Origin of the sequence: Egicoccus sp. AB-alg2, from assembly GCF_041821065.1 — a bacterium.
Classification (GTDB): domain Bacteria; phylum Actinomycetota; class Nitriliruptoria; order Nitriliruptorales; family Nitriliruptoraceae; genus Egicoccus.
Map to the genome: position 1 here is coordinate 99,970 of NZ_JBGUAX010000006.1, position 24,554 is coordinate 124,523.

The following is a 24,554-nucleotide window of genomic DNA, read 5'->3' on the forward strand; positions in this document are numbered from 1 at the left end:
TCGTCAGCCGGTGGCCGGCCCGGCGCGGTCGCGGAGCTCCGTCGACGACCACGTCAGCAGCAGCATCCCGCCGATGCGGGCGATCCCCAGGTCGTGCAGCACCACGTCACGGCGCCCCTCGATGTTGACCTGGACGTCGTAGCGCGGCAGCCTCTGCGGGATCCCGTCTGCCAGCACGGTACGCAGGGCCGACCACAGCACGTCGTTGCCGACCCACGGCGACAGGTCCAGCAGGCTGCGCCCGATCGGCAGGGTGGGGTCGTCGAGGTGCCGGGTGGACGCGGGATTCAGGTGCACGACCATCACGTCGATCAGGTCGGCGGCGTCGTCGAGCACCGGGTCCAGCACGGCGATCGGGCTGGGAATCTGGTCGAACGCGGCCTGCAACCACCGATCACGACCCGGGTCGACCGTGAGCCCGGGCAGGGCCACGTCGTGTGCGTCGAGGTGGCGGAGGTGGTCGGCGAGCGGCCGTGAGCAGCGCTCCCCCAGCTGTTGGAGGACCCGACGGCGCTCTGCGTCGAAGGTCAGCGGCGTCCCCCAGGTGAGGCCGAGCACGCCGAGGCTGCGGCCAGCGAGGACGACGGGCACACAGGCCATGGACGTGTGCTCGGCCGGCAGGTGGCGCGAGCCGGGGTAGGCGGCGATCCGCTCGTCACGGTCGGCGAAGAACAGCGCCCGGCCCGTGGTGGCGGCGTCGGCGATCGGCACGTCCGCGCGGGGTGGTATCCGTTCCCAGCCGGAGATCGTGCTGGCCGGATAGCCGAAGGTGACGAGCACCCGGACCGCGCCGTCGGGCTCGAGCGCCCCCAGCAGCATGCCGTCGGGCGGCGGCTCCAACGTGGCACGGACCTCCCGCAACAGGTGCTCGAGGTCCGGCGCCGCGGCGATCGCCGAGTCCCCCAGCAGCTCCTGCAGGCGGCGCTGGGACGCCTCCGCGAACAGCTGCCGGTCGTCGGGCAGGGCTGCGGCCTCGTCGGACGCTGGCCGCCGTTCCCTGGCGTAGGCGACCAGCGCGGCGGCGGCCTCGCTCAGGCGGCGGTTGTTGCGCTGCGAGTAGCCGACCAGGTGACCGAAGGCGCGCTCGGCGTCCACACCGAGCCAGCCCATCAGCACACCCTTGGCCTGCTCGATGACGGCGCGGTGGCGCATGGCCGAGAACAACTGCTCGACCTCGGCCTGCTTGCGGACCAGCTGCTCCTCCACCGACGGCCCCGACGTGCCGCCGTCGGCGGTGACCGCGTCGGCGGGCAGGCTGCCACGGGGCGGGAACCGTGTCTCGGTCACGGTCTGCGTGCTCCTCGGGACAACGCGAACCTCGGCATCCGGAAGGGCTTCGGTGCCGCGATCGGGGAAGGCTCGGATTGCGGGAGATTCTAGTCGGTACGCCGAGCCGGGCCGGCGAGAACGCTCACCCGCGGCCATCTGCCGCATCGGCAGCGAGGAATCGGGCTGCAGCGGGGTCGAGGAGGAGCAGCGCGTGCTCGCGCCGGATACGGCCGCCGGGGATCGTCGGGTCGGCGGCCCACAGGCGGGCGACCGCGCCCGCCTTGTCGGCGCCGGTGACCAGCCACACGCGGTGCCGGGCGCGGTCGAGGGTCGGTCGGGTCAGGGTGACCCGCCGGTGGCCGCGGTAGGTCTCCGTGGCCGCTACGTCGGCATCCGTGACCTCCGACGCGGGGTCGTCCGGCACCAGTGACGCGGTGTGGCCGTCGTCGCCCAGGCCCAGTTGCACGATGTCCAGCACGGGTGGGCGCCCGGCGACGTCCCGCAGCGTCGCCGCGTAACGGCGCGCGGCCTCCTCGGACGTCGACGTCCCGTCGACGGGCATGGCCAGGATGCGCCCTGCTGGCACGGGGCCGTGCCGAACGAGCGCGTCCTGCAACCCGACGAGGTTTCGGGCCGGGTCGCCCGCCGGCGCGACCCGCTCGTCGACCTGCAGCAGCCACACCTTCGTCCACGGTACGTCCTCGGCCGCCAGCGCCGCGAGCATCGCGCTCGGCGTCCGGCCGCCGCTGACCGCGAGGGTCGCGACGCCCCGGGCCGCGACGGCCTCCCGGAGCATCGCCGCGATCGTCGCCGCCACCACGCCCGGGAGTACCTCGGGGTCTCGTACCTCGACGTGCACGCGTCAGTCGCCCCGGTCCGGGTCGTGCCACGCTCGAGCCTCGCCGAGCAGCGCGGCGGCCTCCGGCGGCCCCCACGTCCCTGCCCGGTAGGGCTGCACCGACGGCGGGGACTCCAGGACCGGTGCGACGATCCGCCACGACTCCTCGACGCTGTCGGCGCGCGCGAACAGCCGCTGGTCACCGACCAGGGCGTCACCGAGCAGGCGCGCGTAGGCCTCGTCGCGTGGGCCGTCGCGGTGCGGGTCGTAGGTGTAGGCGAGGTCGACCGGACGGCTGTAGAGCTCCTCGCCCGGCTCCTTCGTCTGCACGCTCCAGCTCAGCTCCTCGCTGGGCTTGACTCGGAACCGCAGGTGGTTGGGGTGCGGTGCCGGGCCGTCGCCGCGGGCGAAGAACAGCCGCGGCGGTCGCTTGAACTCCACGAGCACCTCGGTGACCGTCGTCGGCAGGTTCTTGCCGGCGCGGACGAAGAACGGCACGCCCGCCCAGCGCCAGTTGTCGACCTCGGCGCGCAGGGCCACGAACGTCTCCGTGGTCGACGCCGGGTCGACACCGGCCTCGTCGCGGTATCCCTCGACCTGACCGCGCACGACCGTTGCGGGGTCGAGCGCGGGCATGGCCCGCAACACCTTGTAGCGCTCGTCACGGAACGCGGCCGCGTCCGCGCCGGCGGGCGGCTCCATCGCGAGCAGCGTCAGCAGCTCGAGCAGGTGGTTCTGGACCACGTCGCGCAACGTGCCGACCTCGTCGTAGAAGCCGCCACGGCCCTCGACGCCGAAGTCCTCGGCCATCGTGATCTGCACGTGATCGACGTACTGCCGGTTCCAGATCGGCTCCAGGAACACGTTGGCGAACCGCAGCACGAGCAGGTCCAGCACCTCTTCCTTGCCGAGGAAGTGGTCGATGCGGAACACCTGCGACTCGTCGAAGTTGTCGAGCACGCAGCCGTTCAACCGCCGGGCGGACGCGAGGTCGCGGCCGAACGGCTTCTCCAGCACGACCCGTGCACGCGCAGAGAGCCCGGCGCCCGCCAGCCCCTCGATCACCGTGGTGAACACGCTGGGCGGTACGGCGAGGTAGAACAGCGGCCGCTCGGCGCCGTCCAGCGCCGCGCACAGGGCGGTGTAGGTCGCCGGGTCCCGGTACTCACCGGCCACGTACCGCAGGGCCGCCGACAGCCGTTCCCAGGCGGCCTGCGCCGACGGAGTGGACAGGTCGAGCTCCTTGCGTGCGTGCGCCCGCAGCTGCTCGACGTCCCACGCCGAGCGGCCGATGCCGACCACGACGTCCGGGAGGCGGCCCTGCTCCGCCAGGCGCAGCAGCGCCGGGAAGAGCTTCTTGCGGGCCAGGTCGCCGGTCGCGCCGAACAGGACCAGCCCGTCGTTCGGTCGAGCGCCGTCCGTCACCCACGTCCTCCACCCTCGGCTGCCACCACGATACGTCGCCCGGCGCGTGACGCCTCGGCTCCCTCATGCGCGCCGTGGCACGTCGTGTCCCATGGTCATGCGCACCAGCCACCGGCCGTGGATCGCGCCGGCCACCGCCCCGGCCGCCAGGCAGGTCAGCATGCCGACGAGGATCCGGGCCGGGAGGGTCCGCAGCGCGAATGCCAGGTCGATGCCGAGGAAGATCACCGGCATCGCCACCGCCCAGGCGACGGCGTTGGCGAGCAGCCAACGCCCGGCACGCGGGACGTGGCCCCGCAGGACCCGCGCCTGGGGCCAGCCGAGCACCAGGCCGGCCACCGCACCGAGCACCGCGGCCAGCGCGTACTGGACGGCGGCCCCGAACGGCGCTGCGGCCGGCGCCTGGCCACCGCCGCCGTCCAGCAGGGTCATCGCCGTGGACGGCAGCATCCCGAGCGTCCAGGCGAGCACCGCACCAAGAACGGTCGCGCCCACCCAGCGCCCCGCTGCGAGCACGGGCAGCGGGTCGCACAGCACCTGCCACTGCAGGCGCCCGACCACCAGCCCCTCGAGGCCACCGCCGGCGATCACCAGTGCCGTGGCGGTGAACAGGGGGGCGGGTTCGCCGGCGTCCAGCCAGGGCGCCACCATGATCGCGACACCCGCGGCCAGGCTCAGGCCGACCAGTTCCGCCAGGGCGTTGGCCGCGACCCAGCGCCGCCAGACGTCGGCCCGGCGCTCCGCCGCGGGGGTGCGCGGGCTCCGGACGGTGGTCACGGCGCGAGGGCCGGCATCAGCGCAGCCGGTCCATCTCGGTCCGGATGCGGTCCTCGGACGGCTCGCCGCCGTACACGTCCAACCCGTGGAAGAACAGCCCGATGCCCCAGCCGGCGAGCGGGAACATCGGCCAGAAGAAGCCTGCGCCGGTCAGCGCCCAGGTCAGGATCAACAGGCCGTTGACGACCAGGAACACCAGCGCGTGGCCGTAGAACTCGCGCTTCTTCTCCAGCTGTGCGATGGCGCGAGCACGCAACTCCTGCTCGCGGGTCTCGAACTCGACGGTCATGGTGAACACCTCCCTCGACCGACGATCTCAGCGTGGCGCACGCCGCCGGGCGCGAACAGGGCCGACGTGCCCGCCGTGGGAGGACGGGTGGCATCAGACGAGCCAGGCCGTGAAGTGGTCCCGGGCCAGCGTGGCGACCCGTTCGAGCGCGCCGGGTTCCTCGAACAGGTGCGTGGCGCCGGCCACGACGTCGAGTTCGACGGGAGCCGACATCTCCGCGCGCGCCTGCTGGTTGAGCGCCAGCACCGTCCGGTCGCGTTCGCCGACGATCAACAGCGTCGGCGCACGCACGCGGCGCAGGGCCGGTCCGGCCAGGTCGGGTCGTCCCCCGCGCGAGACGACGGCACCCACGGCGGACGGACGCTGCGCGGCGGCGACCAGCGCCGCCGCCGCGCCGGTGCTGGCCCCGAAGAGACCGACGCGGCCCGGACGGAAGACCTCGTCGTCGCGCAGCCAGTCGATGCTGGCGACGACCCGGTCGGCGAGCAGCGGGATGTCGAACCGGAAGCCCCGCGTGACCCGGTCGACGTCCTCCTCCGCCGGTGTGAGCAGGTCCATGAGCAGTGTGGCGAAACCGACCTGCTGCAGGACGGCCGCGACGAGCTGGTTGCGTCGGCTGAACCGGCTCGAGCCGCTGCCGTGCGCGAAGACCACGACGCCCGCCGGTGCCGCGGGCACGGACCAGTCACCGTACAGCGCGCCTCCCACGACCGGGATGCTGACCTCCGTCGTGTGCGCCTCGAGTGCCATGACCCATCTCCCCCGGGTCGCGTCGCGGGGCCGGTCCCGGCGCGTGCTACTCGACGTGGAGGGCGGCCGCCATGCCGGTGCGGTAGTCACACCCCCGGGACGTGAAGCAGCCGATCTGCCAGTCGCCGCGCCGTTCCGGTGGCACCGTGAAGGTCACCGAGACCGTCTCGCCGCCCTGCACCATGATCGTCGTCCCGCGGTAGGGCGGTTGCACGTCCATTCGGTCCACGGACGGGCGCACGTCCACGTCGAGGCCGGCCAGCAGGTCCTCGCCGAAGCCGACGGCGCGCTGGTCCTCCTCGACCACCGCACGTCCGAAGCTCACCATGTGGCTGCCGACGTCACGGTTGACGAACTCGAAGGTCACCGGACGGCCGGCGACGATCGTGACGTCCGTCGGCGCGAACGCGCGTTCCTCCATGACCATGCGCACCGTGCCGTCCGCAGCCGGTGTGGCGGTGACCACGCCACCACCGCGGCCGAACAGTGCGACCAGGAGCACGACCGCCGCGATGCCGAGGACGACCGTGAGGGTGGTGCGTGTGACGGTGCCCATCGTCCTCACCTCGCCTGGATCGAGCGTTGCCCTCAGGTTCGTGATACGTCCGACCGCCGCCCCGGTCCAGTGCCGGACGGTCCCGTGTGTGGAGGGCCCTCGGGCCCCGGCTCGCGAAGCGCCGGCAGGCCTCCTGTCCCTGTCCGGATACGGCTGCCGCGACCCAGACTGGAGTCCCCCACGGGGGCCGACGTCGAGGCGAGGACGCACGATGGCGCAGCACGAATCCGCGAACGGCGGACTCGACGAACTCGGCGGGCCGGCGCGCACGGCGGCAGGCCAGCCGACCATGGATCGTGGTCAGGTCGTGATGCTCGTGCGCCGCCACGTCGACCTGGAACACGTCCGCACCGGCGACTACGACGACGAACTGTGGGCGCTGTGGCGTGACGAAGCCGCCGGCGCCGGCGAGCAGGACCACAACGCCGACGTCCTCGACCGGGTGCTGGCCCGGCTGCGCACCGGCGGATGACGGCGCGACGCCCGTGCGGTGGTCCCTTCGCCGGTACTGGCCGGATCAGGTTGTGGCGGTCGCCGCCGCAGCGGCCTCTCAGCTGGGTGCCTCCGCTTCATGGCGGAGGGGCGCCAGTTCCCGCTCACCACACGGACGTCGCTCACCCGATGTTCGCGCGGTGACCGGCCCGCGGCAAGGGGCGGACGTCCCGAGCCGACGGCCGCCGCGGATCGCGCGGCGGCCGTGGGTGTCGCGGCCTCAGGCGTGACCGCCGGCGTGGCGTCCCGCGCCGCGGCCGGCCGGCACCTCGAGGTGCCGTGCCAGTCCGAGGATCAGCATGGCGATCAGAGCGACGAAGAAGGCGGCCAGGAACCAGGCGGCAGCCGTGCCCGTCTCCAGGACGGCAGCGGTGATCCCGAGCGCCAGGGTGAGTGCGCCGCCGCCGACAGCCAGCCACCGCGGACCGAACGCGTCCAGTCCGAGCGTGGCGAAGGCAGCCGCGCCGAGGATGATGCCGACCGCGCCCATGCCCCGTGCATCCTGCACGAGCGGCAGTTCGCCGAGAACGACGTAGCCGAGGTAGGTCAACGCGGCGATGGTGACGAGGATGGTGGCGATCGTGTCCCGACGATCCAGTCTCACCGTACTCGCCTCCTTCCCTGGTGAGGAACCGATCGGGTGCACGGAGAACGTCCGTCCCGACCAGTTCGAGTGTCCGGCACGACGCGCGGACGCGACAGAGGCGAACTCCTCGCCCCTCTCTGACGAACGTCCGAACCACTCGGCGGAATTGTCCGTACAATTGCGGCGTTGTCGACGACGCCGCTCGAGACACGCACGCGCCCGGGAGGGCCCCACATGGACATCGTGACCCTGGAGACCACCTCGCTGGGTGACCGCAGCTACCTCGTCCACGACGGGCAGGTGGCCGCGGTGATCGACCCGCAGCGCGACATCGACCGTGTCCTGCGCCTCCTGGACGAGCACGGGGTGACCCTGGTGGCGGTCCTGGAGACGCACGTCCACAACGACTACGTGAGTGGCGGGCTGGAACTGTCGCGGCGGACCGGCGCCGAGTACCACCTCAACGCCGACGAGGAGCTCCACTTCCCGTTCTCGCCGCTGAAGGACGGTGACGTCGTGCAGGTCGGCGAGCTGTCACTGCGGGCGCTCCACACGCCCGGGCACACGCCGACCCACCTGTCCTACGTCCTGCACGACGGCGCCCGCGACCGCGCGGTGTTCACCGGCGGCTCGCTGCTGTTCGGCTCGGTCGGCCGGACCGACCTGGTCACCGCCGCGCTGACCGAGGAGCTGACCCGGCTGCAGTACCGCTCGGCGCAGCGCCTGGCGGCCACACTCGACGACGAGGTCGAGGTGCGCCCGACCCACGGGTTCGGCAGCTTCTGTTCCTCCGGCGAGACGACCGGCGCCGAGGCCTCCACCCTCGGGCAGGAGCGACGCGACAACCAGGCGCTGCGCATCACGGACGAGGACGACTTCGTCGCCACCCTGGTCGCCGGCCTCGACGCCTACCCGGCCTACTACGCCCACATGGGCCCCACGAACCGTCGGGGCCCCGCGCCGGTCGACCTGTCGCCCGTCGAGCGGGTCGTCACGTCCGAGCTCCTGCGCCGCATCCACGCCGGCGAGTGGGTGGTCGACCTGCGCAACCGCCGCGTGTTCGCGCACGAGCACGTCCGTGGGACGCTCAACATCCAGCTCGAGGACAACGCCTCCACCTACCTCGGCTGGCTCATCCCGTGGGGGACGCCCGTCACGCTGCTCGCCGACTCCCCCGAGGAGGTCGAGCAGATGCAGCGCCAGCTCGTGCGCATCGGCATCGACCGCCCCGCCGGCCAGGTGCCCGACGGGTTGGCCGGTGTCACTCCCGCCGCCGACCGTGGCAGCTACCACGTCACCGACTTCGCCGGGCTGCGCCGCGCCCTCGACGAAGGCGCCGAGCTGGTGGTCCTCGACGCCCGGCGACGCCTGGAGTGGGAGGCCGGCCACCTCGACATGGCCGTCCACGTGCCACTCCACGAGCTCGAGCAACGGCTCGGTGACGTGCCCGCCGGCCCCGTATGGGTGCACTGCGCCAGCGGCTACCGGGCCTCCATCGCCGCCTCCCTGCTGGCCCGGTCCGGACGTGACGTCGTGCTGGTCGATGACGTGTTCGACGCCAACGCCCACCGCCACTTCACCCTCACCACCGACTGATCCCTCCCCCCTCGACCGCCTTCCGCCACTCCCGCTCCCGCCCCCGCGCTCCCCAGGAGGACCCGTGACCGACACCACCACCGCCCCGGCCCGTCCCGGTCAGCACCTGCCCGCTTCCGACCTGCGCGACTGGCTGCGATCCGACGGCGCGCCGCGCGTGCTCGACGTGCGGACGCCGGCCGAGTTCGAGAGCGTCCACATCCCGGGCGCCTACAACGTCCCGCTCGACACGCTGCGCGAGCACCGTGACGAGCTGGTCCGCCACCTCCACGAGGAGGTCGTGCTCGTCTGCCGCTCCGGGCAGCGCGCGACGCAGGCCGAGCGGGCCCTGGCCGAGGCCGGCCTGCCCCACGTCCACGTGCTCGACGGCGGCATGCTCGGGTGGGAGGCCGCCGGCGGCGAGGTCCGTCGCGGCCGCCAGCGCTGGGACCTCGAGCGGCAGGTCCGCCTGGTCGCCGGCGGACTGGTGCTGTCGGCGGGGCTCGGCAGCCTCGCGGTGCCGCGACTGAAGTGGCTCGCGACGGCCGTGGGTGGCGGTCTGGTGGTCGCCGCCGTGACCAACACCTGCCTCATGGGCCAACTGCTGCAGCGCCTGCCGTACAACCGTGATGCCGTGCACTGCGACGTCGACCGCGTCGTCGAGGCACTCGCCGACGCCGGCGGCCCGGCGGCGCGATGATCGCGGCGACCCTCGTCCTGGCGGTGTTGGTCGGGGTCAGCCTCGGCCTGCTGGGCGGCGGCGGCTCCATCCTGCTGGTGCCCGTCCTGGTCTACGTCGCCGGCCAGGACCCCAAAGCGGCCATCGCCATGTCGCTGCTGGTGGTCGGGATCACCAGTGCTGCCGGCATGCTGGCCCATGCCCGCGCCGGCCGGGTCCGGTGGCGCACCGGGGCGATCTTCGGCGCGGCCGGGATGGCCGGCGCGTACGGCGGCGGCCGCCTCGCGGCGTTCGTGCCCGGAACCTGGCTGCTGATCGGGTTCGCCGTCATGGCCGGGCTCACGGCCGCGGCCATGCTGCGGGGCCGCCGCACGCCGCCCCGTCCGGAGGCCGTCGGACACGAGCAGTCGGTGGTCCGGATCGTCGCCGAGGGCGTCGTGGTGGGCGCCGTCACCGGCATGGTCGGCGCCGGCGGCGGGTTCCTGGTGGTGCCGGCGCTGGCCCTGTTGGGGGGCCTCCCGATGGCGAGCGCCGTCGGCACGTCGCTGCTGGTCATCGCACTGAAGTCGGGCGCCGGGCTGCTCGGCTACCTCGCCAGCACCACCATCGACTGGCGCCTGGCCGCCGCGGTCACCGCGGCCGCCGTCGTCGGGTCGCTGGCGGGTGGCCGCCTCGCCGGGCGCGTGCCGGAGCAACGCTTGCGGCAGACCTTCGGTTGGTTCGTCGCCGCCATGGCCGCGTTCATGCTGCTTCAGGAAGCGCCGGCGGGGCGACTGGGCGCGCTGGCCACCGCGCCGGTCACCTGGACCGTGGCCGCGCTGGTCGGCGTCGGCGTGGCGCTGCTCGTCCGACGGCGGCGGCGTCGTGGCACGCGACCGCACGACGACGCGGAGCCCGTCGCCGCAAGGGAGGACGGCGCGGACCTCCTACCCTGACGGACGATCCGACCGCCGTCCGACGGAGGCGCCCGTGCCCGACGTGAGCCAGGCCGGGCGCCCGCTGTGGCAGCAGGTCCTCGACGACCTCGAGCGGCGGATCCATGCCGGCGAGATCGTCGACCGCTTCCCCACCGACCGCGAGCTGACCGAGCGGTACGGCGTCAGCCGCCACACCGTCCGCGAGGCCGTGCGCCGCCTGCGGGCGCGGGGACTCGTGGAGCGCCAACGCGGCCGCGGCAGCTTCCTCAACGAGGCGCCCCTGCAGCAGCCGCTGGGCGGGCTCTACAGCCTGTTCCGGGCCGTCGAGGAACGCGGCCTCGAGCAGCGCTCCGAGGTACTGGCGCTGGAGCCGACCCACGACGCCGACGCGGCCGCGCGCCTGCAACTGCCGGCCGACGCCGACCTCGTGCACCTGCAGCGGCTGCGCTTCGCGGCCGACGAACCGTTGGCGCTCGACAGCGTCTGGCTGCCGGCCGACCTCGGCCGTCCCCTGCTGGACGTCGACTTCGGTCGCACGGCCCTCTACGACCAACTGCGCGAGCGCACCGGCACCGTCGTCACCGCCGTCGACGAGACCCTCGAACCGCTGGTCCCGGACGCCGACGCCCGGTCGCTGCTGGACCTCGACGACGACGAGGCGCTGCTACGGGTCCGCCGGCTCGGTCGCAGCGGCCAGCGGCCGGTCGAGTGTCGGGTGACGCTGATCCGGGGCCAGCGCTTCCTCTACACGTCGTCGTGGCGCGCCGGCCAGCCCCCGCCGGGCTGACGACGGCACGGGCCCCGGTACCGGAACAGGCCCGTCACCGGAGCAGGCCGCGGTCGCCGAGGTGACGCAGGACACCCTGGAGCGACGTGCCGCGCTCCCGGTAGGCGACGTGCCCGTCGGGGCGCACGAGGTACACCGCACCCTCGGCGTCGGCCAGACGTCGCCGGGCCGGGCGGGTGGCACGCACGTCGTGGCGCGCCTCGAACTGGTGCACGGCCAGCGGGACGCGACTGCGGTCGACGAGCACGTGCGCGGGTGGGTCGTCCCACGACGGCTCCGCGGCACGCCGGGCCGGCCACCGCAACAGGTGGTAGCCGGGATCCGAGACCACCTCGTGCAGGCGGCGCCCGTCCACGGTCACGTCCGGCAGCCGGTCACCGGCGCGTACCCCGCCGGGCGGCACGGCGGCCGCGTCCGCAACGTCCGGACTCCGCCGGTAGCTGACCCACAGACCACCGAGCAGCCGCACGGCGAAGGCCGGCAGCGACCGGCCCCGGACGAGGGGCAGCAGCACCGGCGCCGTCCACCGACGCAGCAACGGCAGCGGCGGCAGGTCGGCCGCCTCGCCCAGGAACGCCAGGTCGGTCACGTGACGGACGCGCCGGGCGACGGGCCGCCGCTCGGCCTCGTAAGTGTCCAGCAACGACTCCGGTGCCCGCCCCGTGGCGACGTAGGCCAGCTTCCAGCCCAGATTGGCGGCGTCCTGGATGCCGGTGTTCATGCCCTGCGCGCCGGCCGGGCTCTGCACGTGCGCCGCGTCGCCGGCGAGAATCCCGTGACCGTGCCGGTACCGGCGGGCCTGCCCGTGCCGCAGCACCACCTTCGCCGTCCACGACGGCTCGGACAGCTGCACGCCGCCGCCGGTGAACCGGTCGGTCACCGCCTGCAGCGTGGCGAGGTCCACCTGGTCGCCCGGCGTGGCGGCGGCCGGCGCCACCGTCAACAACCGCCAACCGCCGGCACGGGGGAACGGAAACAGGAACAGGATCCCCGGCGCGCCGACATAGGCGTGCAACGCGTCGGGTCGCAGGCCGTCGCCCTCGACCTGGAGGTCGGCCAGCAGCAGGGCGGCGCGGTACTCGCCGCCCGGGTACGCGATGCCGAGGTCCCGGCGCACGGTGCTGTCGACACCGTCACAGCCGACCAGCCAGTCCACCTCCACGTCGCGGCGCCGACCGTCCCGACCGCGGAGCACGCAGGTGACGCCCGCGGTGGTCGGGCGGCACGCGAGCGCCTCGACCTCGCGCTCCACGGGCACGCCTGCAGCGAGCAGATGCGCCTCGAGCGCCCGCTCGAGGGTCGCCTGCGGTAGTGGCAACAGATAGGGGAACGCCGTGTCACGGATCCCGGCTTCGGCGAGCCCGACCGGCACACTGCGACGGCCGGCGTGCAGGTGCACGCCGGCCAGAGGGACCGCCTCCGCCAGCAGCGCGTCGGCGAGCCCGAGCGGCGCCAGCAGCTCGAGCGTCCGTGGCTGGACGACGAACGCACGTGACGGTCGCGGTTCGGCACGGCGCTCGACCACGCGCACCCCGGCACCGTGGGCGTGCAGGAACGCCGCCATGGCCAGCCCGGTCGGCCCCGCACCGACCACCAGCACCTCGCTCACGCGGCCAGCGGCTGCGCGAGCCGCCACCAGGCGTGCCCGGGTCCGGGATCGCCGGCGAGCGCCGGATCCCGCAGGTACGCGTCACGGTGGACGTCGGCGACGGCGTGGAAGTCGACCGATCCAGCCTCGCTCACGACCCGCAGCAGGGCGCTGAGGGTGGTGGCGTAATCGGTCGCCAGGTCGGCGCCGTCCCAGCCGTACACCCCGCGGTAGACACCGGTGTCGAGGTCGGTGCACCACAGCTTGGAGCGGAAGCCGGGGAAGCCGGCGAACAGCGGGGTGTTGGCGATCGACTCCGCCCGGAACAACGCGTGCAGGGTCGGGTTCGTGCCGACCAGCCGCAGCCGGAACCGCACCACCAGCAGGGCGGGACGGCGCGTCACGGCCGGGGCCACCACCGTCTCGCGGTAGACGCGCGAGCGCGTGCCGTCGGCGAAGAGGAGATCACTTCCGACGTGGTCACCGGGCAGCCGTAGCCGACCGCGGGCCAACAGCCAGGCCGTCGCCGCCGCGGAACCGGCGAAGTCGCGGGCGAACGCGCCGAGCGCTGGGGACGCCATCACCACCTCCGTGCCGTGCGTCATGGTCGTCGCCAACCGTGACGGCAGGCAGGGGCAGACCTCCCGCCCGCCGCCGGCGGGCGAGATCGGTGCGTTCGCACGCCCCGCGGACGACCCTCGCGGCGCCGGCCGCTAGCGTCGGGGCGCGGCCCCACCCCCGCAGGAGCACCGTGCCGATCGTCGCCCACTCCCCACTGCCGACGTTCCAGCAACTCGCCGCCGACGGCGAGGACGTCTTGAGCGTCGACCTGGCCGAGCACGCCGACATCCGCGAGCTCCACGTCGGCCTGCTCAACATGATGCCGGACGCGGCCCTGCACGTGACCGAGCAGCAGTTCATCCGGCTCGTCGGGCACGCCAACCGCATCGTGCAGATCTACGTCCATCCCTTCACCGTGCCCGGGCTCGCACGCAGCGCCGAGGCGCAGGCCCACATCGACCGCTACTACACGCCGTTCGCCCAGCTGCGCGAGGAGGGGCTGGACGCGCTGATCGTGTCGGGCGCCAACGTCTCCAACCCACGGCTGGAGGAGGAGGCGTTCTGGACGCCGCTGCAGGAAGTCATCTCCTGGGCGAGCGACAACGTCACCTCCGTGCTGTGCTCCTGCCTGGCCACCCACGCCCTGTTGCAGCACACCCACGGCATCCACCGCCGCCGGTTGCAGACCAAGCGGTGGGGCGTGTTCCTCCACCGCTCGATCCGCCCGGCCCACCCGCTGCTGCGCGGGATCAACACCCGCTTCGACGTCCCCCACTCCCGCTGGAACGAGATCACCTCGTCGCAGGTGGAACGCGCCGGCCTCGAGGTGCTGATCGAGAGCACGGAGGGCGACTTCCACCTCGGCGTGAGCGGCGACGGCATCCGCATGGTCTACCTGCAGGGCCACCCCGAGTACGACGCCGTCAGCCTGTTGAAGGAGTACAAGCGCGAGGTCACCCGCTACGCCGCCGGTGAGCTCACCACGATCCCGCCACTGCCCCAGCACTACTTCACGCCGGACGCCGCACGCCGCGCCCACGAGCACGTCGACGCCGTGCTGACGGCACGGGAGGCCGGTGGCCCCCTGCCCGACTTCCCGGAGGCCGAGCTGGCACGCGGCCTGGACAACACCTGGGCCGACACCGCCAAGGCCGTCTTCGCCAACTGGCTGGGGCTGGTCTACCGGCTCACCGACGTCCGCCGTGGCGTGCCGTTCATGGACGGCGTCGACCCCGACGATCCCCTCGGCCGGCGCAGCTGACGCCGGTCCCCCGCCGTTCCCTGCGCCAGAGAAAGGCAGCTGCACATGGCCCACGACGAGACGCTGGCCGTCCACGCCGGCTACGAGCCCGACCCGACCACCAAGGCCGTCGCGGTCCCGATCTACCAGACGGTCGCCTACGAGTTCGACGACGCGCAGCACGGCGCGGACCTGTTCAACCTCGCCGTGCCCGGCAACATCTACACCCGGATCATGAACCCGACGCAGGACGTGCTCGAGCAGCGAATGGCCGCGCTCGAGGGCGGCGTCGCGGCGCTCGTGACCTCGTCCGGTCAGGCTGCCATCACCTACGCCGTCCAGACGATCGCCGCCGCCGGCGACAACATCGTCACCGTCCCGTTGCTCTACGGCGGCACCTACACCTTGTTCCGTCACATGCTGCCGGCCCAGGGCATCGACGTCCGCTTCGCCGACGACGACGCGCCGGAGTCGATCGAGAAGCTCATCGACGAGCGCACCAAGGCGGTCTTCCTGGAGACGATCGGCAACCCGGCCGGCAACATCCCGGACCTGGAGGCGATCGCGGAGGTCGCCCACCGCAACGGCGTCCCGGTCATCGCCGATTCCACCGTGCCCACCCCCGTGCTGCTGAAGCCGATCACCTGGGGCGTGGACATCGTCGTGCACTCGCTGACGAAGTACATCGGCGGTCACGGCACGACGCTCGGTGGCGCGATCGTGGACAGCGGCCGCTTCCCGTGGGCAGAGCACGCGGAACGCTTCCCGATGCTCAACCAGCCCGAACCGGCCTACCACGGCGTGGTCTACACCGAGGCCCTCGGCGACGCGGCCTTCATCGGCCGGGCGCGAACCGTGCCGCTGCGCAACACCGGCTCGGCGATCAGCCCGTTCAACGCCTGGCAGCTCCTGCAGGGCATCCAGACCCTGCCGCTGCGCATGGAGCGCCACGTCGACAACGCGCTGGCGGTCGCCCGGCACCTCGAGCAGCACCCGCAGGTCAGCTACGTGGAGTACGCCGGCCTGCCGAGCTCGCCCTACCACGAGCTGGCCCAGCGCTACACCGACGGGCGACCCTCCGCGCTGCTGACCTTCGGCGTGCGTGGCGGCTACGACGCGGCCGTGCGGTTCTACGACGCCCTGGAACTGTTCACGCGGCTGGTCAACATCGGGGACACGCGCTCGCTGGCGGCCCACCCCGCTTCCACGACGCACCGGCAGCTGACCGAGGACGAACAGGTGTCCGCCGGCGTGCGGGCCGACGCGATCCGTCTGTGCGTCGGCATCGAGCACATCGAGGACATCCTCGCCGACATCGACCAGGCGCTCGAGGTGGCGGCCGCAGGCTGACGGACCGGCCCGGCCGGACCGCTCCGCAGCGGTCCGGCCCGTGCGCGACGCGGTGCGGGACAACCGCCCCGCTACCCGCGTTGCCCCGTGCCGGCCCACCGCGGATAGTCGGGAACGTGGCCGCCACGCGGCCGCATCCGGTGGTGGAGGAACCGGAGGAGTACGCCATGGCGTCCACGGTCACCGCTCCAGACGTCGCCCTCGACGAACGACTCTTCCAGGCGACGGTCGGCACGCTCGAACTGTTCTCGATCTATCTCGGCCGCAGACTGGGCCTCTACGAGGCGCTGCGCGACCACGGGCCCATGACGGTCCGGGAACTGGCGGCCCGGGTCGGCATCGACGCCCGGTACGCCCGTGAGTGGCTGGAACAGCAGGCCGTGGCCGGCATCCTCGGCGTCGACGAGCCCACGCACCCAGCCGACGAACGCCGTTACGCGCTGCCCGACGGGCACCGCGCCGCCCTGTTGGACCCGGAGGACCCCGCACACGTGGCGCCCTTCGCCGACATGCTGGTGGGGATCGCCGCCACCCTCGAGGAGGTGGTCGACGCCTACCGCACCGGCGGCGGCGTGCCCTATCACCGCTACGGGACGGCGTTCCGACAGGGGCAGGGCGCCATCAACCGTCCCGCCTTCCTCACCGACCTGGTGCGGACCTGGTTGCCCGCCGCCGACCTGGACGAACGCCTGCGGCGAGCCGGTGCGCGCGTGGCCGACGTCGGGTGCGGGCACGGCTGGGCCGCGATCGCCGTGGCACGGCACTACCCGCGCGCCATCGTGGTCGGGGTCGATGCCGATCGTGCCTCCGTCGACGAAGCCCGCGAACATGCACGCGCGGCGCAGGTCGAGGTCACCTTCCTCGCCGAGGATGCCAAGATGCTGCCCGCACGGGGCCCCTTCGACGTCGTGCTGGTGCTCGAGGCGCTCCACGACCTGTCACATCCCGTCGAGGTGCTGCGTGCGTGCCGAGCCGCGCTGCGCACGGACGGCGCGGTGCTGGTGGCCGACGAAGCCGTCGCCGAACGGTTCGTCGCACCGGGCGACGAACTCGAGCGCATGATGTTCGGCTGGTCGGTCAGCCACTGCCTGCCGGCGTCGCGGGTCGAGCCCGGCTCGGCCGCCGTCGGGACCGCGATCCGGCCGGGCACCGTGCGTGAACTGGCCCGGCAGGCGGGCTACCGAGGCATCGAGGTGGTCGACGTCGACGGTGGCTTCTTCCGCCTGTACCGGCTCGACCCCTGACACGACGACGGCCGGCTACCCGACGCACGTCGACGGCCGGGCGGACAGCGGCGGATGTCCATGGACGGCGTCGACCGGCGGACGGAGACTGGTCGAATCCGGACGCACGTTCGCCTGCCTCACAGGAGGTCTCGATGGGCATCATCGCGTTCTTGATCCTGGGCCTGCTCGCCGGTGCGATCGCCAAGGCCATCCTGCCGGGTGACGACCCCGGCGGCATCCTCGTGACCATGCTGATCGGCGTCGTGGGCGCCCTGATCGGCGGGTTCCTCGGCGGGGCGCTGTTCGGTACCAACCCCGTGGACCAGTTCTTCAGCATCAGCACCTGGCTCGCGGCCATCATCGGTTCGGTGATCCTGCTGCTGATCTACCGCGCCTTCGTCGGGCGCGGACGTCGCGTGACCTGATCCGCGCCACCATCGAGCCGGGGCGCCCGTCGCGGGCGCGCCGGCGGGGCGACACCCTCCGCCAGGGTGGGTGTCGTCCGTTCGGAGAGACCAGGAGCCGCCATGGCGGCACCGTCGAACTCGCCGACGTCGAACTCCGCGACCCGCGGGCGTTCGCGCGTCGGCTCGGTGCCGTCCTTCCCGCGGACTGGCCGCCGGAGCACCACGACGCCGACACGCTGCGCCACTTCCGCGCGCAACTCGCCGACGGTCGTCGACACGCCGGATGGTGGCACCACCACCTCGTGACCGTCGACGCAGGCCGCCCGACGGTGGCCGGGACGGCCGGCTACGCGGGGCCACCCGAGCACGGCATCGTGGAGATCGGCTACTCCGTCGTGCCACACGCTGCCCGAACTGCGGGCATCGCAGCGGGTGCTGGAGAAGAACGGCTTCGTGCCCGACACCCCGCCGGAGCCGGGCGTGGTGCGCTACCGGCGGTCGATCGACGCCTGAGCCGAATGCCGCGTGATCGTGCTCAGTCGGGCTGCTTCGCCCGGCTGGGTGCGACACGCGGCGGCTCGTCGGGCATCTTCGGATAGACCGGCGGCCACGGCGCGTCGAGCAGGCCCTCGGCGCGGTCACGCTCGTGCATGGCCAACAGCGGCGCCAACGACTGCGGCTGCGCGTACATCTGCGCCCACGGGTCGCCCTGCTCGGCCACCCGGGCCGGCACGCTCGCGATCGTGAGCTCGTCGGGATCGATGTCGTCGAGCTCCTCCCAGGCGAACGGCGTCGACACCTGCCCGCCCGGGCGGGCACGCACGCACCAGGCCCCGAAGACGGTCTTGTGGGGCGCGTTCTGGTTGTAATCCACGAAGATTCGCTGCCCGCGTTCCTCCTTCCACCACGCGGCGGTGAGCAGGTCGGGGCGCCGCCGTTCGAGCTCGCGAGCGACCGCGACCGCGGCGTGGCGGACCTGGTAGGAATCCCAGCGCGGCTCCAGACGCACGTAGACGTGGATGCCCCGCTTGCCGGTCGTCTTGGGGTAGCCGGTCAGCCCGAGCTCCTCGAGCAGGGCACGCAGTTCCCGGGCCGCCGCCCGTGCGAGGTCGAAGTCGGTGCCCGGCTGCGGGTCGAGGTCGAGGCGCAACTCGTCGGCGTGGTCGGGGTCGTCGGCGCGCAGCGGCCACACGTGGAAGCCGAGGCAGCCGAGATTGACCGCCCACGCCACGTGGGCGACGTCGGCGGCGACGAGCGCCTCCGACGTGGTGCCGTTGACCGTGCTGACCGTGGTGGTGGTCAGCCAGGTGGGCGCGTTCTTCGGGACGCGCTTCTGGAAGAAGTTGGAACCGCTCGCGCCGTTGGGATAGCGCTGCAGCAGCACGGGGCGCCCACCCATGGCGGCCAGCAACGGCTCGGCGACCGCTTCGTAGTAGCGCACGAGGTCGAGCTTGGTCTCGCCGCGCGCGTCGAAGAAGACCTTGTCCGGGCTAGAGATCGTGACCTCGTGTCCGTCGAGGTCCAGCACCACGCCGTCGTCCGTCGTACCCATGGTCGGCACCGTACGCGCTCCTGGCGGCCGGCGTCGGCCGCCCGCGAGACGACTGACGACCGGGGCCGGATGAACTCATCGCGCCGGTGCGAAGAACGGCGTGGGCGGGTGGGACGGACGTGGAGAAAGGGCCGGGGCGCTTGCCGCGCCCCGGCCCTGTCGTTCCCGATCGGTCCCCGCGATCGGGAGCTCGGGTCGTACGGCCCCCCGACCGCCGACCCGCCCCCCGTGGTGCTTCGCTCCGGCACCCGCCGTGTCCGCGGCGTCCCCGTGGTGCCTCGCGTATCCAGAGCGCCGCGGCCGACGACTGATACGAGCCGGCTCGCGGTGCGCGGTGGACGCGCAAAGCAGGGCGGCTCAGACGCGCACCCACGCCGTCTCGATCACCTGCTCGGTGTGGGGCCAGGCGCAGCGCAGGCTGACGGGGCCGGGCGGCACCTCGACGACGAACCGGCCGAGGTCGTCGGTCACCGTGGACCGCTCCCCCTGCGGCTGGCGGACCGTGATCTCCAGCGCGGTCGCCGGCACGCACTGGCCCACGAGGCGACGACGCTCGCCCTCCACGAGGATCTCCAGATCGATCTCCACGATGCCGGCCTGGAAGCTCAACTGCCGGGACGTCCCCTGACCGCGCACGCCGACCGGCTCGGGGGCCGTCTCGGAGTCGTGCACCAGCTCCGCCAGCTCGGCGTCCAGACGCAGGTGGGCCAGCGCAGATCGCGCCGCCAGCACGGCGTCGGCCGGCACCGGGTCGAGCGATCGCGCGACCCGGCGCAGTTCCGCGAGCAGCGCCTCGTCGGCGGCCTCGCGGTCGCGCTCGTCCTGGTGCTGGTTCACGGCCTGCCTCCCCGTCGTCAGCCGGAGTGGCCGTAGGCGGCGGTGATACCTCGTGCGCGCAGGGACACACGCAGCCGCTCGAGGCAACGGCCGCGGGTCGGGCCGATGCTGCCGATGGGGATGCCCAGGGCGGCGGCGACCTCCTGGTAGCTGGGCGCCGGATCCGCCATCAGCACCCGCAGCAGTGACCGGCAGCGCTGGCCGAGCTCCCCCACGGCGGACCACAGCTCGGCGTCGCGCTCGTCGCACAGGATCATCTCGTCCCCGACGGGCAGGACGTCCTGCGCCCGGTCGAGGTCCTCGGCCTCGGCGGGCCGGACCCGGTCGGCGTCGCGCAGCAGACGCAGCGACTCGTGCCGGGCCGTGGTCGCCAGCCACCCACCGACGGCGCGGGGGTCGCGCAGCCGGTCGAGGTGCTCGACCAGCCGTAGCCAGGTCGTCTGGAAGGCGTCCTGCGCGTCCGCGTCGGCCAGCCGGTGGCTGCGCACGACCGCCCAGACCAGCCCGGAGAAGCGTTCGACGAGGCGGTCGTAAGCCCCCTGGTCGCCGGTGCCGGCCGCACGCACGAGCGCCTCGACCTCTGCCCGGTCCACGCGCCTGCCCTCCGGTCGTGTGACGTCGTCCGGCGCGGCTCGCTCGTGGCCCCGGCGACGCGCCGGCGGGCACGCTACCAACCGGGGACGCTCCCGCCGGTGCCAGCGCCGCCGGTGCCAGCGCCGCCGGTGCCGACGTCCGAGGCGCCGAACAGCGCGAAGGAACTGCGGACCGCCCGTTGTCGCGGCGTCGCGTCGGCCGCGTCGGCCACCGCGGCGCCGAGCGCGGCCGCCGGTGTCGCGCCGGCTGCCCGCCGAGCGTGGAGGTCCACCATCAACGGCCGCGTGGCAGCGTCGGGGATCTCCAGCACGGGAGCCACCAGGGTGCGCACGCCCAGGCGGAGCAGCACGCTGCCCAGCCCGAGGACGGCATCGCCGGCGAGCGTGGCCGAGGCGGCCGCCTCGCAACTGGGCAGCACCAGCGTCGCGGGGGCGCGACGCAAACCCTCCAGTTCGTAGACGGTCAGGGGGCCGTCGGCCAGACGCAGCTCGGAGAACAGCGGGTTGTCGGCACGGAAGCGTCCGTGGGCGGCGAGGTGCACCGTCCCGGCCCCCTCCATCGCCTGCAGCACGGCCGCGGCGGTCGCATCGGAACCGGTCAGCACGCGGGCGCCCGGCAACCGTGCGGCCAGTTCGGCCACCTCCTCGGCGGCGCCCGGCAGGCCCGGTCCGGCGACCAGCACGTCAGGCCCGCCCGCCTCGCCCCGTCGGGCCGCGGCCAGCCAGCCCAGTGCCGACGGGGCGATCTCCGGGCCCTGCCCCAACGCGGGCACGAGCGCCCCCCAGGGCAGACCGTCGAGTGCGCCGGTGGGGACCACGACCAGCCCCTCCGGCGGGACCCGGTCGAGGCCGAGACGTGCGAGCAGGTCGTCCACGGAGCGGGCGATGGACGCGTCGGCGGCGGCCAGCGCCGCCGTACTGCCGCGCCCGTGCGCCAGCCGGCGGAGCGCCGAACGCAGGTGGACGATGCCGGTGCGCACCTCCTCGATCGGGCCGAGCGGCACGTGGCGGGTGTCCCGTCCGGTCACGGTCAGCAGGTGCAGTCGGTCGTCGAGGTTCAGGTACGCGACGAGTGTGCGCCCGGCCAGGGTGCGGCCCAGCTCACCGACGTCCAGCGATGGCGCCGCAACGCCAGCGGTCTCGTGCGCCAGCAGGCGGGCGCGATCGCGGATGCGTCGTTCGACGTCGGCACGCAGGCGGCGCGCCGCTTCGACGCCGTCACCCGAACGTGCGGCGTCCTGCTCGTCCGCGTGCAGACGCCGCAGCTGCCCGAGCAGGTCGGCCAGTTCCGGATCGGCAGGTGGCCGCGGCGGCACAGCGAGGTCCATGGCCCGGACCGCGTCCAGTGCCCGCAGCGCGTCGGCTGGCCGACCGGCCTGCAGCGCCAGGCGGACTCCCAGCTCGACGAGCTCGGTGGTGTGGCGGGCCGCGTGCGCACGGAGTTCGGCCGAACCGAAGACGAGGCGCGAGCGGTGCAGCGCCGCCAGGCCGGCGGCGACGGCGCGGCGGGCACCGCCCGCGTCGCCGTGGTGGCGACGCAGCAACGCGGTCGCGTACCAGTGCTGCGCGCGGGCGAGGGCGGGCGCGCGCCGTGCTCCGTCCCGGACCCGCGCCAGGTGCGACTCCGCGCCCGCGGGATCACCCGCCTCCAGGGCGTGGCGCGCGGCGAGGAGGCGAGCGACGCGCGCCTCGGTCTGCCAGCCGCCGGCGGCGAGCTCGTCCGCGAGGCGCCCCGCTGCGGCGGCGTCCACCACCGCCCCGTCGCGGGCTCGCGCCGCCATCGCGACGTAGCGGGCCTGCAGCTCCCAGCCGTCGCGGTGCGCGGCGGCGAAGCGGGCCCGGGCCTGCTCCGCGAGCGACGCGGCGGCCACCGGGTGGCCGGCCAGGAGCCGCAGCCGCGCCACCAGCAGCTCGGCCTCGGCGAGGTTGGTCTGGTCGTCGACGTCCTCGAACGCCGCCGCGGCGGCCACCGCGCGTTCGAGCGCCTCGTCGAGCAGCCCGGTGTCGGCCAGCACCTCGGCGCGGTCCATGTCCAGCACGGCCAGGGTCGGTGCGTCCTCGTCGACCTGGCGCAGCAGACGGTCCGCCTCCTCCAGCCGCTGCAGACCTTCCAGCAACCGGCCGGCGCGGCCGGCGACGAAGCCGAGGTTCTGGAGCGCGAACGCCGCGCCGCGGGTGGCGCCGAGGCGCCTGGCGAGCGCGACGGATTCCTCGAGGTCGCCGGTGGCGGGCCCCAGCGTGCCCGCATAGGCGTGCAGGACCCCCCGGTTGCTGAGCAGCCGGGCGAGGGCGGCGTGGTCGCCGGTGCGACGCAGAGCCGGCTCGGCCACGTCGTAGGCGGCCACGGCCTGCTCATGGCGGCCCAGGCGCTGCAGGATCAGACCGCGCTGCATCTCGTTCCGTGCTGCGTCGGCCTCGTCGACGAGGTCGTCGGCGGCCGCCACGGTCTGTGCCAGGGCCGCCTCCCCGTCGCCCAGGTGGAGCAGCACGAGCGCCAAGCTCGACCGGACGAGCGCGGCGGTCGGCGCGTCGGGAAGGCCATCGGCGACTGCGGCGGCGGCCTGCAACTCGCGCCGGGCGTCGGTGAGCTCGCCCAACTCGCGCAGCGCCAGGCCGAGCGCCCACCGGATGCGGACGACCTTGCTGGGGTCGCCGGTGTGGTTCGCCAGCAGGGCGGGCGCACGGTCGCGCACCCCGATCGGGTCCGCGATCGCGGCGTCGATCAGGTCCTCGATGGCCGCATCGGCCGCACGCGGGGGCGTCATGGTGGCAGAGTAGGGCCCGGAGCCGAGGGGCCGGCGAAGATTGGGGACGACCATGGCCGAAGGACCTGAGGGGCGAGCTGGTGGCGAGGGCGGGCTGCCGCTCGAGGTGCGCGAGGAGTTCCGCCGCCGCGACATACAGATCGGCGGTGGCGCCACACCCTTCGCCTACCGCCGCGACCAACTCCTGCTGCCGGCGGGACAGGTCCGGGCGGCCGAACGCTCCCGCACCTTCCGCGACCGGCGGCTGCTCGCGGACGCGGAGCCACTGGAGGCATCCGACGGCGCCATCGTGCGGGTGCGGGTCGAACAGGCCTGCGACGTGGAACGGGAACTGTGCGATCGCGGGGTGCCGGCACGACTGAACCACGTCGTCTTCAGCGGCGTCGGCCCGACGTGGTCGGCCAATCCGGCCTACCAGGGCAACCCCGCCTACCAAGGCAACCCCGCCTACCAAGGCAACCCCGCCTACCAAGGCAACCCCGCCTACCAAGGCAACCCCGCCTACCAAGGCAACCCCGCCTACCAAGGCAACCCCGCCTACCAGGGCAACCCCGTCCAAGCCGTGTCGACCGCCATCGCTGCCACCCCGTTGCCGGCCTGGCAGCGGCAGGAAGGCGGCGGTCCGCTCATCGCGGTCCTCGACACGGGTTTGCAGACGGACGGCGAGCCGTCGTCGGAGCCCTACGTGCCCGGCACCACCCGCACGGTGCGACACGCCGCGCTGCGCGCGCACTCACCCATGCCGGAGACCTGGCGGCTGTCGCCGTTGGACCACGACCCGCGATGCGACGAGGACATCCCCGACGAGAACGAGGACGGTTTCCTGGACCGGGCGGCGGGCCACGGGACATTCATCGCCGGGATCCTGGCGCGGCTGTGCCCGAGCGCCGAGATCCGCTGCGAGGGCGCGATGTCGAGCTTCGGTGACGGCGACGACTTCACGATGGCGGCCGCGCTGGGCGAGGTGCTCGCGGAGGGCCGCCCCTGCCTGATCAACCTCTCGTTCGGAGGCTACTCGGAACACGATGAGCCGCCGGCGGCGATGCGCGACATCCTGCGCCGGCACGTGGGCCCGGACGACGAGACGGTCGTCGTGGCCTCGGCGGGCAACGACGGCACCTGCCGCCCGAGCTGGCCGGCCGCCTTCGACGGGGTGATCGCGGTCGGCGCGCTGTCGGACGGCGGCCAGCCGGCGTGGTTCACCAACTGGGGCCACTGGGTCGACGCCTGCGCACCGGGCGTCGACGTGGTCAGCACCTTCCTGCACCACGACGGGGTGAAGGTGCGCGGCCGGACCCACGAACGCTTCGAAGGGTGGGCGAGCTGGTCGGGCACGTCGTTCGCGGCGCCGAAGGTCGTGGCCGCGATCGCGCGGGAGATGGTGGCGACCGGAGCCAGCCCCCGCGAGGCGGCCCGACGCGTCGTCCACGCACACGGCCTGTACCGGATGCCGAACCTGGGCACGCTCGTCAACCTCGTGTGAGGAGGCTTCCCG

24 protein-coding genes and 1 riboswitch are annotated in these 24,554 nt (G+C 73.7%); of the genes, 10 read left to right on the forward strand and 14 right to left on the reverse strand.

The genetic code is table 11. The features are described from left to right. Window positions 1-3 precede the first annotated feature (3 nt). The 7 genes from ACERM0_RS12730 to ACERM0_RS12760 all read right to left on the reverse strand — a co-directional run bounded on the left by ACERM0_RS12730 (window position 4) and on the right by ACERM0_RS12760 (window position 5,904). Entirely contained in the window at window positions 4-1,287 is a 1,284-nt protein-coding gene (locus ACERM0_RS12730; protein ID WP_373678981.1) for an ANTAR domain-containing protein, read from the reverse strand. A 124-nt stretch (window positions 1,288-1,411) separates the two neighbouring features. Then, window positions 1,412-2,128 carry a 6-phosphogluconolactonase gene (gene pgl, locus ACERM0_RS12735; RefSeq protein ID WP_373678982.1) on the reverse strand — a complete coding sequence of 239 codons (717 nt, stop codon included), beginning with the start codon at window positions 2,126-2,128 and terminating at the stop codon, window positions 1,412-1,414. Window positions 2,129-2,131: 3 nt separating this feature from the next. Continuing rightward, entirely contained in the window at window positions 2,132-3,532 is a 1,401-nt protein-coding gene (gene zwf / locus ACERM0_RS12740; RefSeq protein WP_373678983.1) for a glucose-6-phosphate dehydrogenase, read from the reverse strand. Window positions 3,533-3,595: 63 nt separating this feature from the next. Then, window positions 3,596-4,309 (reverse strand): hypothetical protein, encoded by a 714-nt coding sequence (locus tag ACERM0_RS12745; RefSeq protein WP_373678984.1) that lies wholly within the window; start codon window positions 4,307-4,309, stop codon window positions 3,596-3,598. A gap of 16 nt (window positions 4,310-4,325) precedes the next feature. Further along, the gene (locus ACERM0_RS12750) at window positions 4,326-4,598 is read right to left on the reverse strand and encodes a 2TM domain-containing protein (RefSeq protein ID WP_373678985.1); all 273 of its coding nucleotides are present in this window, start codon (window positions 4,596-4,598) and stop codon (window positions 4,326-4,328) included. A gap of 93 nt (window positions 4,599-4,691) precedes the next feature. Beyond that, complete coding sequence (locus ACERM0_RS12755) at window positions 4,692-5,348, reverse strand: dienelactone hydrolase family protein (RefSeq protein ID WP_373678986.1); 657 nt, start codon at window positions 5,346-5,348, stop codon at window positions 4,692-4,694. A gap of 46 nt (window positions 5,349-5,394) precedes the next feature. Beyond that, window positions 5,395-5,904: a hypothetical protein gene (locus tag ACERM0_RS12760; protein WP_373678987.1), complete on the reverse strand. Its 510-nt coding sequence runs from the start codon at window positions 5,902-5,904 to the stop codon at window positions 5,395-5,397. Window positions 5,905-6,115: 211 nt separating this feature from the next. Here ACERM0_RS12760 and ACERM0_RS12765 point away from each other — a divergent pair, with 211 nt between their 5' ends. Beyond that, the gene (locus tag ACERM0_RS12765; RefSeq protein ID WP_373678988.1) at window positions 6,116-6,376 is read left to right on the forward strand and encodes a hypothetical protein; all 261 of its coding nucleotides are present in this window, start codon (window positions 6,116-6,118) and stop codon (window positions 6,374-6,376) included. Between the two features lie 5 nt (window positions 6,377-6,381). Continuing rightward, window positions 6,382-6,510, reverse strand: a riboswitch (TPP riboswitch). Window positions 6,511-6,616: 106 nt separating this feature from the next. Here ACERM0_RS12765 and ACERM0_RS12770 read toward each other — a convergent pair. Continuing rightward, window positions 6,617-7,000, reverse strand: coding sequence for a hypothetical protein (locus ACERM0_RS12770; RefSeq protein ID WP_373678989.1), 384 nt, complete (start codon window positions 6,998-7,000; stop codon window positions 6,617-6,619). Between the two features lie 216 nt (window positions 7,001-7,216). On the opposite strand from ACERM0_RS12770, the gene ACERM0_RS12775 reads away from it, so the two are divergent. From ACERM0_RS12775 to ACERM0_RS12790, 4 genes are all read left to right on the forward strand, one after another. Further along, window positions 7,217-8,578 carry a rhodanese-like domain-containing protein gene (locus tag ACERM0_RS12775; protein ID WP_373678990.1) on the forward strand — a complete coding sequence of 454 codons (1,362 nt, stop codon included), beginning with the start codon at window positions 7,217-7,219 and terminating at the stop codon, window positions 8,576-8,578. 64 nt (window positions 8,579-8,642) lie between these two features. Next, window positions 8,643-9,257, forward strand: a complete 615-nt coding sequence (locus ACERM0_RS12780) for a rhodanese-like domain-containing protein (RefSeq protein WP_373678991.1) — start codon at window positions 8,643-8,645, stop codon at window positions 9,255-9,257. Then, window positions 9,254-10,171, forward strand: coding sequence for a sulfite exporter TauE/SafE family protein (locus ACERM0_RS12785; RefSeq protein ID WP_373678992.1), 918 nt, complete (start codon window positions 9,254-9,256; stop codon window positions 10,169-10,171). The genes ACERM0_RS12780 and ACERM0_RS12785 overlap by 4 nt, the downstream gene beginning before the upstream one ends. 34 nt (window positions 10,172-10,205) lie before the next feature. Next, entirely contained in the window at window positions 10,206-10,940 is a 735-nt protein-coding gene (locus tag ACERM0_RS12790) for a GntR family transcriptional regulator (RefSeq protein WP_373678993.1), read from the forward strand. Window positions 10,941-10,974: 34 nt separating this feature from the next. On the opposite strand, the gene ACERM0_RS12795 is transcribed toward ACERM0_RS12790, so the two are convergent. Together ACERM0_RS12795 and ACERM0_RS12800 are read right to left on the reverse strand one after the other, a co-directional pair. Beyond that, entirely contained in the window at window positions 10,975-12,549 is a 1,575-nt protein-coding gene (locus ACERM0_RS12795) for an FAD-dependent monooxygenase (protein ID WP_373678994.1), read from the reverse strand. Beyond that, window positions 12,546-13,109 carry a hypothetical protein gene (locus ACERM0_RS12800; RefSeq protein WP_373678995.1) on the reverse strand — a complete coding sequence of 188 codons (564 nt, stop codon included), beginning with the start codon at window positions 13,107-13,109 and terminating at the stop codon, window positions 12,546-12,548. Before ACERM0_RS12800 ends, ACERM0_RS12795 begins: the two co-directional genes overlap by 4 nt. Window positions 13,110-13,279: 170 nt before the next feature. On the opposite strand from ACERM0_RS12800, the gene ACERM0_RS12805 reads away from it, so the two are divergent. The 4 genes from ACERM0_RS12805 (at window position 13,280) to ACERM0_RS12820 (ending at window position 17,330) form a co-directional block, all read left to right on the forward strand. Then, on the forward strand, window positions 13,280-14,350 hold the full coding sequence (locus tag ACERM0_RS12805) for a homoserine O-succinyltransferase (RefSeq protein ID WP_373678996.1): 1,071 nt from the start codon (window positions 13,280-13,282) through the stop codon (window positions 14,348-14,350). Between the two features lie 45 nt (window positions 14,351-14,395). After that, window positions 14,396-15,679 (forward strand): O-acetylhomoserine aminocarboxypropyltransferase/cysteine synthase family protein, encoded by a 1,284-nt coding sequence (locus ACERM0_RS12810; RefSeq protein ID WP_373678997.1) that lies wholly within the window; start codon window positions 14,396-14,398, stop codon window positions 15,677-15,679. Window positions 15,680-15,795: 116 nt separating this feature from the next. Further along, window positions 15,796-16,923, forward strand: coding sequence for a methyltransferase domain-containing protein (locus ACERM0_RS12815; protein WP_373678998.1), 1,128 nt, complete (start codon window positions 15,796-15,798; stop codon window positions 16,921-16,923). 134 nt (window positions 16,924-17,057) lie between these two features. Further along, entirely contained in the window at window positions 17,058-17,330 is a 273-nt protein-coding gene (locus ACERM0_RS12820) for a GlsB/YeaQ/YmgE family stress response membrane protein (RefSeq protein ID WP_373678999.1), read from the forward strand. 517 nt (window positions 17,331-17,847) lie between these two features. Here ACERM0_RS12820 and ligD read toward each other — a convergent pair. The 4 genes from ligD to ACERM0_RS12840 all read right to left on the reverse strand — a co-directional run bounded on the left by ligD (window position 17,848) and on the right by ACERM0_RS12840 (window position 23,059). Then, window positions 17,848-18,864, reverse strand: coding sequence for a non-homologous end-joining DNA ligase (ligD, locus tag ACERM0_RS12825; RefSeq protein WP_373679000.1), 1,017 nt, complete (start codon window positions 18,862-18,864; stop codon window positions 17,848-17,850). A 357-nt stretch (window positions 18,865-19,221) separates the two neighbouring features. After that, window positions 19,222-19,701 carry a hypothetical protein gene (locus tag ACERM0_RS12830; protein WP_373679001.1) on the reverse strand — a complete coding sequence of 160 codons (480 nt, stop codon included), beginning with the start codon at window positions 19,699-19,701 and terminating at the stop codon, window positions 19,222-19,224. A gap of 17 nt (window positions 19,702-19,718) precedes the next feature. Further along, window positions 19,719-20,294, reverse strand: a complete 576-nt coding sequence (locus ACERM0_RS12835) for an RNA polymerase sigma factor (RefSeq protein ID WP_373679002.1) — start codon at window positions 20,292-20,294, stop codon at window positions 19,719-19,721. 74 nt (window positions 20,295-20,368) lie between these two features. Beyond that, on the reverse strand, window positions 20,369-23,059 hold the full coding sequence (locus tag ACERM0_RS12840) for a CHAT domain-containing protein (protein ID WP_373679003.1): 2,691 nt from the start codon (window positions 23,057-23,059) through the stop codon (window positions 20,369-20,371). 52 nt (window positions 23,060-23,111) lie between these two features. Between ACERM0_RS12840 and ACERM0_RS12845 the strand changes: the two genes are divergently transcribed. Next, window positions 23,112-24,542: a S8 family serine peptidase gene (locus tag ACERM0_RS12845; RefSeq protein ID WP_373679004.1), complete on the forward strand. Its 1,431-nt coding sequence runs from the start codon at window positions 23,112-23,114 to the stop codon at window positions 24,540-24,542. The last annotated feature ends 12 nt before the right edge of the window (window positions 24,543-24,554 follow it).